Source organism: Psychrobacter sp. DM8 (assembly GCF_051307025.1).
In the GTDB taxonomy this organism is placed as follows: domain Bacteria; phylum Pseudomonadota; class Gammaproteobacteria; order Pseudomonadales; family Moraxellaceae; genus Psychrobacter.
In genome coordinates this window covers 2,512,367-2,523,333 of sequence record NZ_CP195538.1, presented here as the reverse complement: position 1 = coordinate 2,523,333, position 10,967 = coordinate 2,512,367, and the positions used below count along the sequence as shown (strand labels likewise).

The 10,967-nt window shown below is 46.8% G+C and carries 7 protein-coding genes; 6 read left to right on the top strand and 1 reads right to left on the bottom strand.

What is annotated here, in order from left to right:
• The first annotated feature begins 108 nt into the window (after positions 1-108).
• Complete coding sequence (gene rpoC / locus ACR64J_RS10795) at positions 109-4,332, top strand: DNA-directed RNA polymerase subunit beta' (protein WP_435949690.1); 4,224 nt, start codon at positions 109-111, stop codon at positions 4,330-4,332.
• 164 nt (positions 4,333-4,496) lie between these two features.
• Positions 4,497-5,021, top strand: a complete 525-nt coding sequence (locus ACR64J_RS10790) for a DUF6586 family protein (protein WP_317199256.1) — start codon at positions 4,497-4,499, stop codon at positions 5,019-5,021.
• Positions 5,022-5,126: 105 nt separating this feature from the next.
• Here the strand turns inward: ACR64J_RS10790 and ACR64J_RS10785 are convergent, their stop codons facing one another.
• Complete coding sequence (locus tag ACR64J_RS10785) at positions 5,127-7,787, bottom strand: penicillin-binding protein 1A (protein WP_435949689.1); 2,661 nt, start codon at positions 7,785-7,787, stop codon at positions 5,127-5,129.
• A gap of 182 nt (positions 7,788-7,969) precedes the next feature.
• On the opposite strand from ACR64J_RS10785, the gene ACR64J_RS10780 reads away from it, so the two are divergent.
• From ACR64J_RS10780 to ACR64J_RS10765, 4 genes are read left to right on the top strand one after another with little or no spacing between them, the layout of a single operon-like run.
• Complete coding sequence (locus tag ACR64J_RS10780) at positions 7,970-9,025, top strand: pilus assembly protein PilM (protein ID WP_435949688.1); 1,056 nt, start codon at positions 7,970-7,972, stop codon at positions 9,023-9,025.
• Entirely contained in the window at positions 9,025-9,675 is a 651-nt protein-coding gene (locus tag ACR64J_RS10775) for a PilN domain-containing protein (RefSeq protein ID WP_435949687.1), read from the top strand. Before ACR64J_RS10780 ends, ACR64J_RS10775 begins: the two co-directional genes overlap by 1 nt.
• Positions 9,672-10,439, top strand: coding sequence for a type 4a pilus biogenesis protein PilO (locus tag ACR64J_RS10770; protein WP_317199252.1), 768 nt, complete (start codon positions 9,672-9,674; stop codon positions 10,437-10,439). The genes ACR64J_RS10775 and ACR64J_RS10770 overlap by 4 nt, the downstream gene beginning before the upstream one ends.
• A complete protein-coding gene (locus ACR64J_RS10765; protein ID WP_317199251.1) occupies positions 10,439-10,966 on the top strand; it encodes a pilus assembly protein PilP in 528 nt (175 codons plus the stop codon). The genes ACR64J_RS10770 and ACR64J_RS10765 overlap by 1 nt, the downstream gene beginning before the upstream one ends.
• Position 10,967: the final 1 nt, after the last annotated feature.

The following is a 10,967-nucleotide window of genomic DNA, read 5'->3' as shown; positions in this document are numbered from 1 at the left end:
TGACACCTTATCTCAACCCTATTCATTGCCTTCAGTCTCTTGGATGCGCTATATAACCTGATGTTATAAAACGCGGCCAGATGATTATAAAGATAACGGAGAAGCAACTTGAAAGATTTACTCGATATCATGCAAAGCCCAACTGCGGGCGGTAACCGTGAATTTGATAGTATTCAGATTACCTTGGCGTCGCCTGACGTCATTAAGTCGTGGTCACACGGCGAAGTCAAAAAACCAGAAACTATTAACTATCGTACCTTTAAGCCTGAGCGTGATGGTCTGTTTTGTGCCAAAATTTTTGGCCCTGTAAAAGACTTTGAATGCCTGTGTGGTAAGTACAAGCGCCGTAAGTTCCAAGGCGTTATCTGCGAAAAATGTGGCGTAGAAGTCACTACTGCCAAAGTGCGCCGCGACCGTATGGGTCATATTGACCTAGCCAGCCCTGTTGCGCACATTTGGTTTTTAAAATCCTTACCAAGCCGTATTGGTTTGCTTCTTGATATGACGCTGCGTGATATCGAGCGCGTATTATATTTTGAGAGCTATATCGTCACTGAGCCAGGTCTGACTTCTCTTGAGAAGTATCAGCTGCTCGATGATGAGGACTACTATCGCGCGCTAGAAGAGTTCGGTGATGAGTTTACGGCTAAGATGGGCGCAGAAGCGGTTCAAGATCTATTAAAAGACATTGATCTTGATATCGAGATTGACGAGCTGCGCGAAGCGATTCCGCAAACGGGTTCTGAGACCAAGCTTAAAAAGATGTCTAAGCGTCTTAAATTATTAGAAGCCTTCCGTGATTCTAATAATAAGCCTGAGTGGATGGTGATGAATATCTTGCCAGTGCTACCACCAGATTTGCGCCCGCTAGTACCACTAGAAGGCGGCCGTTTTGCAACCTCAGATCTTAATGATCTCTATCGCCGCGTGATTAACCGTAACAACCGTCTAAAGCGTCTACTTGAGCTAAGCGCCCCTGACATTATCGTACGTAACGAAAAGCGTATGCTACAAGAGTCCGTCGATGCCTTGCTTGATAACGGTCGCCGTGGTCGTGCAATTACCGGCAGTAACAAGCGTCCATTGAAATCTTTGGCTGATATGATCAAAGGTAAGCAAGGTCGTTTCCGCCAGAACTTACTCGGTAAGCGTGTTGATTACTCTGGTCGTTCGGTCATCGTGGTCGGCCCTACGCTACGCTTGCATCAGTGCGGTCTGCCCAAAAAAATGGCTCTTGAGCTATTTAAGCCCTTTACTTATAACAAGCTGTTATCTCATGGCTTAGCCACGACGATTAAAGCGGCCAAAAAGATGGTCGAGCGTGAAGAGCCGCAAGTGTGGGATATGCTAGCGATGGTTATCCGTGAGCATCCGGTACTATTGAACCGTGCGCCAACGCTTCACCGTTTGGGCTTGCAGGCCTTTGAGCCAGTATTGATCGAAGGTAAAGCGATTCAATTGCATCCGCTCGTCTGTACGGCGTTCAACGCTGACTTTGACGGCGACCAAATGGCGGTACACGTACCCTTGACGCTAGAGGCGCAGCTTGAATCACGCGCTCTTATGATGTCAACGAACAACATCTTATCGCCAGCAAACGGTGATCCGATTATCGTACCCTCGCAAGATGTGGTCTTGGGGCTGTACTACATTAGCCGCTCATCAGTGAATGTCAAAGGCGAGAGCATGGTTTTTGCTTCGGTCAACGAAGCACTGCGCGCTATCGGCTCAAATGATTTGCATGTCAATGCCAAAATCAAAGTTCGCGTCACTGAAACTATTATTGACGCTGATGGCAATCATACGGACGCAACTAGCATCAAAGATACCGTTGCCGGTCGTTTATTGATCTGGAACATCATGCCCAAAGGTATGGCGTTTGAAGAGTGTAACCAAGAGATGACTAAGAAAAACATCTCGCGTTTGATTAACTCTTGCTACCGTACTATGGGCGTCAAAGATAGCGTTATGTTCGCCGATCAATTGATGTATCTTGGATTTGCACAAGCAACGTTATCTGGCGTATCAATCGGTATTGACGATATGGTCATTCCGCCAAGCAAAAAACAAATCATCGAGACGGCAGAAGCTGAAGTACGCGAGATCGAAGATCAGTTTGAGCAAGGTTTTGTGACTGCAGGTGAGCGTTACAACAAAGTTGTCGATATCTGGTCACGTACCAATGACAAGGTCGCTAAAGCGATGATGGATAATTTGGCAACGGACAAGGTAATTAATGCACAAGGGGAAGAGGAAGAGCAAAAATCCTTTAACTCTATCTTCATCATGTCAGATTCGGGCGCTCGTGGTAGTGCCGCGCAGATTCGTCAGCTTGCAGGTATGCGTGGCTTGATGGCAAAACCGGATGGCTCGATTATCGAAACACCGATTAAAGCGAACTTCCGTGAAGGTTTGACGGTACTACAGTACTTTATTTCAACTCACGGTGCGCGTAAGGGTCTTGCCGATACCGCACTGAAAACGGCTAACTCAGGTTATCTAACGCGTCGCCTAGTCGATGTGGCACAAGATTTGGTCATTACGACTGAAGACTGTGGAACTGAGCAAGGCCTGTTGATGACCCCGCATATCCAAGGCGGCGAGATCATCGAAAAGCTCGGTGATTTAGTACTAGGCCGAGTAACGGCTCGTGATGTGACTTATAACAATGATGAGTCAAAAATCTTGGTACCAACAGGTACCCTGATCGATGAGCATTGGGTCAATGTTTTAGACGAGAACGCCATCGATGACATCTGGGTACGCTCAGTCATCACTTGTGATGTCGAGCATGGTGTTTGTTCGCAGTGCTATGGTCGCGACCTTGCTCGTGGTCATAAAGTTAATATCGGTGAGTCCGTTGGTGTCATGGCAGCGCAGTCTATCGGTGAGCCGGGTACTCAGTTAACGATGCGTACGTTCCACGTGGGCGGGGCTGCGAGTTCGGCCTCTGTTGATAACAGCATCTCAGTTCGCAACGCAGGTCAAGCGCATTTTGAGAACATGAAGACTGTTGAGCACACTGATGGTCACTTAGTTATTGTCTCTCGATCCGCTGAGATTGCTTTGACTGATGAGCTAGGCCGTGAGCGTGAGCGTTACAAAGTGCCTTATGGTTCAAGCGTGCTGGTCAAAAACGGTGAGCAGGTCGAAGGCGGTCAGACTATCGCGAAGTGGGATCCGCACACGCATCCTATTATCACAGAGTTTGCGGGTAAAGCGCGCTTTAGTGATATCACTGACGGTATGACAGCAACGGTCAAAGTTGATGATGCTACTGGTATGAGCTCGTTTGAGATTCTAGCGACTCGTGACCGTTCAAGTAACGCCAAAGACTTGCGTCCAGCGATTATCTTGAATACTGATGAAGGTAAAGAAGTGGTTTACTTCTTGCCCGCTGAAACGATCATTCGTGTCAGTGATGGTGAAGAGGTCGCAGCAGGTTCTATCTTAGGCCGCGTACCACAAGCCTCGTCAGGTACCAAAGATATTACTGGTGGTCTACCACGCGTCGCCGATCTATTTGAAGCCCGTCGCCCCAAAGATCATGCGATTATGGCCGAGATGACGGGTGTCGTCAGCTTCGGTAAAGAGACCAAAGGCAAAAACCGCTTTATCATTACCAATGAAGACGGTGAGGTTCATGAAGAGCTAATCCCGAAATGGCGCCAAATCAACGTCTTTGAAAATGAGACGGTAGCACGCGGTGAGGTTATCGCTGATGGCCCGCAAAACCCGCATGACATCTTGCGCCTAAAAGGTCAAACCGCGCTTGCTGATTATATCGTTAACGAAGTACAAGACGTTTACCGCTTGCAAGGGGTAAAAATCAACGATAAGCACATTGAGGTTATTATTCGCCAAATGCTGCGTAAAGTTGAGATTACTGATGCTGGCGACTCAGGTCACTTCAAAGGCGATCAAGCGGAGTATGCGGATATCAAAGCACTCAATGCTAAATTGGAAGCTGAAGATAAATTCCCAGTACAGTATGAGCGTCAGTTGCTTGGTATCACTAAAGCGAGTCTGGCAACAGAGAGCTTTATCTCAGCGGCGTCTTTCCAAGAGACCACTCGCGTATTAACTGCTGCTGCCGTTACAGGCAAAGTTGATGAGTTGCGCGGTCTTAAAGAGAACGTCGTTGTCGGTCGCTTGATTCCTGCTGGTACGGGCCTTGCTTATCACAAAGCCCGTAAAGAAAAAGCGGATCAAAAGCTGCTTGATAAAGACATGAGTGCAGCGTTTGATATGCCTGCTGGTAGTGATAACAAAGACTTTACAAGCTTTGATGAAGCCTTTGCCCAAGAGCTTAATCAAGACAGCCAGTCTTAATTGTTTGTCGTATAAAAGAAGCCAGCATTTTTGCTGGCTTTTTTGTACCTGTTGAATGCGCTCAAAGACAGTGTTCTTAAACGGTTTTATAAGAAATTTATTTTAAAAAATAGTACACTAAATCAGCGCCCATCACTTAGAACTTAAACAAGGATAATATACGTATGGCAGACAAAGGCCGCGTTGCTAAATATCAAGCAGATCGCACTAATCAAAAGCTGTATTTTTGCCGCCTAGCTTGTCAAGCTGCGGGCAGTAGTAACGACAAACAGCTGTATCAGGCGCATTGTGAAACCGCTATCTTTCATCTATACGGGACTTTTTTAGCTTTTTTACAAGAGCTCAGTCAATTTTACGGGCTGCAAGAGAGTGCGCCTACATTGACTGATATTGAAGAAGCTTTGGATACGCGCACACAGGTTTCTCCAGAAATCCTACGCTTAAAGCAGTTACGCGAAAAAGGCTTTTTGGCTAATATCGAGCGCGCGTATCAGCGTTGTCTTTATGCCGTTCCGCCTGAATCTTTGGCAGATACTTCAATGGCTGTTAATGCAGCGCCAAAAGATTTGATCGTTAATGTGGTGACCTTATCGAATCAATGGCTACCTGATGAGAGCACTATTCGTGAATGGCGTCAGCAGTTCTTAGAGCTTATCGAGCAACTACGTGCTGGCATGGTAGAGTTTTAATAGAATAAGCAGTGATAAGAGTAGAGCCGTCATATAGATTTAGCATAGCCATAAAAAAGGCTTATCGATAATCAATCGATAAGCCTTTTTTGGTAGCTTAGGACTCTATTCTGGCATCGGCGGCATACGTTCAGCAGGCGTTGGTGCCAGCGGTGTATTTTGAATAGCGCTACGACTGTTATTTGTTGATTGTGTCGTAGCAGCATCCTCTTCTACAGGTTCAGGCTCTAAAGGCTGCCTTGGTTGTACACTGGGTTTGACAGGTTTTGCTCTAGCAGTGTCCTTTGCTATATCGTCAGCGTCTTCCTCTAAGACTATGCCGCCATCAGTCATCTCTATCACTTTTTGTTGCTGACGTTTTGATTTAGCGCGGTTATTGATAGACACCCATTGTTTGGGGGTATCTTTGAGCTGGGCTTTCATAAAGTCCATCCAGACGGGCAGGGCTGCTACGCCGCCGTACTCACGGCGACCCATCGTCGCAGGCTGATCAAAGCCCATCCAAACAACGGTTGCATTGGTAGGATGAAAACCTGCAAACCAGGCGTCTTTGGCCTCATTTGTTGTCCCTGTCTTGCCGCCGATATCATCACGACCTAGAGCACGGGCTCGAACAGCAGTACCGCGTTGAACGACATCACGTAGGATATCTGCCATCTCAAAAGCCACTTGCGGCTTTAAGATTCTAGGCGCCTGCGTAGCCATAACATATTGTACAACAGGCGCATCTAGGCGATCGGCTTTAGGCGTTGCATCATAGATAAGTGCTTCATTTTGGGCCGCTATCAGTGCCTCTTCTTCAGCATCTGTTCCACTATCGCCCTCAGCATCGTCCGTTTGCTCATCAGTGCTCTGTGCATCGGTGGTGTCGTCATCAACAGGCGTGTTAAAGGCTTCAATCAGGGCTTCATTGCGCTCATCGAGCAGCTCGTTAAAGCATAAAGCACACGCTTGTTGCGGATTCGCTTGAAACAAAAGCTTATTATCATAATTGTAAATTTGCTCAATAAAATAGGGCTGAACGCGGTGACCACCATTGGCAAAGGTGGCGTAGGCCGTTGCCATTTGCAGAGGCGTTGCTTGTCCTGTACCTAGTGCTAGTGACAAGGTTGTCGGTAGTTTTTCTTTATCCAAACCAAATTGATCAAGCAGGTCGCGAGTATCTGAGATACCTATCGCTTGTAGCAAGCGAATAGAAACTAAGTTGCGCGACAAATACAAGCCGCGGCGTAAGGTAATATCACCTAAGAAGCGCTCGTCAGAGTTTTTGGGTTTCCAGTCACCGGCTTGAATAGGACGGTCTGAGACAATGCTATCAGGACGATAGCCTTTTTGTAGTGCTGTGGTGTAGACAAGAGGCTTAATAGTAGAGCCGGGCTGACGCCATCCTTGTAGCGCACGATTAAATTTGCTGTGATTAAAATCAAAACCACCGACCAACGCATTGAGCGCTCCTGTCTCAGGGTCTAGCGAGACTAAGCTGCCTTGTACTTCAGGGATTTGTGCCAATTGCCAATTGCCATTCTCAGTCGGTATTACCCGAACGATGTCCTCTTCACTCACAACCTGACTGGCATTATTAGGATAGTAGCCAACGCGATCAGCGGATATATATTTGCGCGCCCAGCTCATACCAGACCAATTGACAGTGACGCTCTCACCTGAAGGAATAGTGGCCTCAAAGCTACGCGAATTGACCTTGGTGACTTTGGCTGGGGACATACTGCTATAACGTCGAAAGTTCTCTAACGACTCGCCATTAGCTTCGGCGCCGCGCCAGCCGTGTCTGTGCTCATAAGCAACAAGACCTTTGATAACTGCAGCTTCTGCAGCAGCTTGTGCGTCACTATCAATCGTTAATCGTACGCGCCAGCCGCCATTGACAACCTCTTCACCATAGCGGTTGACTAAAGCATATCGCGCCATCTCTGCCAAATACGGCATATTGACATCAAGTTTTTCTTGATAAAGTTTGAGTCCAATAGGCGAGTTGATGGCTTCATCATGCTGTGCTTGATCGATGTAACCTAGATCATGCATGCGTCCAATAATCCAATTACGGCGCGTCAAAGCACGATCTGGATTGGCAACAGGATTATACTTCGAAGGTGCTTTTGGTAGGCCTGCCAGCATCGCCATTTCAGCAACCGTCAAGTTCTCTAACGATTTACTGTAGTATTTTCGAGCAGCAGCGCGGATACCATAAGCGCCTTCACCTAGATAAATCTTATTGACATAGAGTGTCAAAATCTCATTTTTACTCAGCTCATCTTCCATTTTACGAGCCAAAAACAGCTCAGTTAGCTTACGATTAAGGGTACGCTCTGGGCTCAAAAAGTAATTTTTGGCAACCTGCATAGTAATGGTTGAGCCGCCCGTTTGAGTGTCATCATCGGTGACGACTTCGGTGACCGCGCGACCAAGACCTTTGATACTAATACCGCTATGCTGAAAAAATGAAGCATCCTCTGCTGCCAAAAACGCCCGCGTTAAATTCTGTGGAATCTCGTCATAAGTCACAGGCAGTGACATACGATTGCCGTACTGGCCGATGAGTTTGTCATCACGACTATAGATTTGCAGCGGCATCTCTAAACTTGCCGTTTTGATTTCTTGAATGCTAGGTAGGGTTGGGGATAGGTACATCGCCATGCCATAAAAACCAATCGGCACTGCCAATGCCAAGATGACAACCAATGCCAAAAAGGCAATAAAGAGCCCAACTAAGAAGCGTAAGAGATGAACGGTAGCATTTTTTTGGGTCATAATCAGACTTTTTAATTCAAATTTGCAACAGATGTTTTATTATACCTTGAACCAAATGCGCAGGTCATACTAAATGTGCAATATCTTTTCTAAGTGCTTGAATATGTCTGTTAAGTAAAGTATTGTACTGAATCATTACAATTCATTATAAAGTCGTACACTTCATACAAGGTATAGCGTTTGTGAGGTTATTTTCTTCTAAGAGTCAGCATTTAATTGGAGTGGACGTCTGTGCAACTTCAGTAAAGCTTGTGGATATACGACGTGTGCAGGGCGTATATCATCTAAAGTCTTATGGAATTGAAAGCCTAGCCTCAGGTGTGGTCGTTGATAAACTCATTGTAGATACCGAAATAGTCGGAGATACCATTGCTAGTTTGGCAAGGCGCTGTCAGGTTGCAGGTAGCAATGCGGCAACGTCAGTCTCAGGATCTGCGGTCATTACCAAAATCATCGATATGGATAAAAACCTAACTGATGTGGAACGAGAAGCACAAATTCGCCTTGATGCTGATCAGTACATTCCTTATCCGTTAGAGGACGTCAATTTAGACTTTGAAGTACAAGGCCCCTCTCTTATTAGTGATGAAATGGTACAAGTACTGCTCGCCGCCTCACGTTCAGAGAACGTCGATCAGCGCGTCGATGCGCTAACCTTTGGCGGCTTGCAAACCAAAATCATGGATATCGAAACCCACGCTATCGAGCGCGCTTTTGATCTCATGGTCGACAATTTAGCCAATTTACCTGAGCTTGTAGCTTTGGTTGATATTGGGCACAATCAGACGACTTTGTATATTGCAAAAGATGGCGAGTTTGTTTATAGCCGCGAGCAACTCTTTGGCGGCGCGCAGCTTACTGAGGCGATTCAAAACCGCTACGGTCTTACCTTTGAAGAGGCAACCTTGAGCAAGCGTGAACGCACTCTACCTGATGATTATTATCCTGAAGTGCTGACGCCGTTCTTAGAAAGCGCTATTCAGCAAATCACGCGCTCATTACAATTTTACTTCTCGTCAAGTCAGTACAATAGTATCGATCACATTGTGCTAGCAGGCGGTAGTAGTGCCATCTCAGGCTTAGCTGGTATGGTGCAACAAAAGCTTGGCGTAAGCGTCAGTGTTGCCAACCCCTTTATCAATATGACCATTGACCCCTATATAGACAGCGAGCAGCTAGCGATTGATGCGCCTAGTCTCATGGGTGCATGTGGCTTGGCGCTTAGGAGCTTTGACTAATGGCTCGTATTAACCTATTGCCTTGGCGCGCAGAAGAACGTGAACGTCGTAACAAGGAATTTATTACTTTAGTCGTTGCCGTGACTTTGCTGGCACTACTAGCGGCATTTGCATCATGGAGCTATTTTAACAATGAGTTAGAAGAGCAGCGCGACGCTAATGCGCTTATTGAGCAAGAAAACGCTCGCCTTGATGCCGTTTTGGTAGAGATCGACGGTTTAGAGCAGCGCCGTGAGGATATTATCTCTCGTATGCAAGTCATTCAAGATTTGCAGGGTCGCCGTCCTGTTCCTGTACGTTTATGGGATGATATTGCCAAAGCTATACCGCCCGCCCTTTATCTCAACAACTTTAAACGTGAAGGCGATATATTGACGCTGACGGGTCTTGCTGACAATCCAAACGTGGTATCTAGCCTGATTCGCAATCTCGATAGCAGCGAGTGGATGGGTAACTCTGCTGTTAGCAATATTCAGCAAAATATCAGCGCGTATGAAGCACCGCCCACACTCAATGAGCCGGCCACGATAGGGGATGCGCCGCGTCCTGTCTACCCTGAGGACAGCTACGTACAATTTGTAGTGACGACTAAAGTACAGTCGGATACTGCTATCTTAGATGACGCTGCTGTAGCGGAGGGCACCTTATGAGACTCGATCTAAAAAAGCGTCCGTTTGGCGCTAAAAAGACGCCGATACGTAGCAAACGCCGCGCCAAAAAACCTTTTGATTTTAACGAGTTTCGCCGCAGTTTTCAGTCATTAGATGCTGATAATTATGGCAGCTGGCCGCTACCTGTCAAGCTTACGGTTATAGGATTTATTATTGCTTTTATTGCCGCTTTGTCTTGGGCATTGCCCATTAGCAGCAAAATTGACGATATAAGAGCGGCTGAGAGTGAGCAGCAAGTATTGCTTGAGAGTTACCGCGAAAAACAATCGCGCGCGCGCCACTTAGAAGCTTATCAAGCGCAGGTCATACAGATGGAAACGGAGTTCAATACTTTGCTCGATCAATTGCCAAAGGATACGCGCGTATCAGAGCTGGTTGAGGGTATTAACATGACAGGGGTCGGCAGCAACATACGCTTCCAAGATATCTCCGTTGAACCTGAAATCGAAAACGAGTTCTTTATCGAGCAGCCTATACGCATTGCAGCTTTAGGCGAGTATCATCAGTTTGGCAGCTTTATCAGTGGTTTGGCGGCTCTACCGCGTATCATCACTATGCACGATTTTGAGATTAGTAACCCGCAGCCTACCTTAGAGGTTTTGCCTGAGCTTAATATGGTGCTACAAACCAAGACCTATCGCTCAAAAGAGGCAAAACCAGACGTAGAGGTCACAGGTGAACCGGCTGCTGCTGGGACTACAGAGGCAACGGATACTCTCGCTGCTAGTACAGGAGGCAACTGATGACAAAGAAACTACCCATCGTTTTGATCAGTGTCTTGGCATTATGGCTTAGTGGCTGTAGTGATCGTATCGGTATGGCAGAGCAGGCTATGGTAGACATACGTAATCAGCCTGCGCAGCCTATCGAGCCGCCGCCGCAAACTGAGCTGGTTGAAGATTTTGTTTATAGCGCAAATACCTTACGTAGCCCCTTTTTGCCGCCAAGTTTGGTCAATGCTCAAGGCACCAGTAGCGTAACGAACGGCATACGTCCTGATCTTAATCGTATAAAAGAGCCGCTTGAGCAATATGAGCTGGCGCAACTGATCTTTCGCGGTATGCTCATCTCACCTGAAGGTCAGCAGTATGCCTTGGTGCAGCGCCCTGATGGCTCAGTGGCTAGCGTAAAGGTTGGCGATTATATTGGGCTAAATGATGGACGTATCGTTGAGATTACACCGACCCAAATTAATTTGATTGAAATTGTGCCAGACAGCCGCGCCGGGTTTATCGAAAGACCCCAGTCGCTGGTCTCTCCTATAAGTTAAG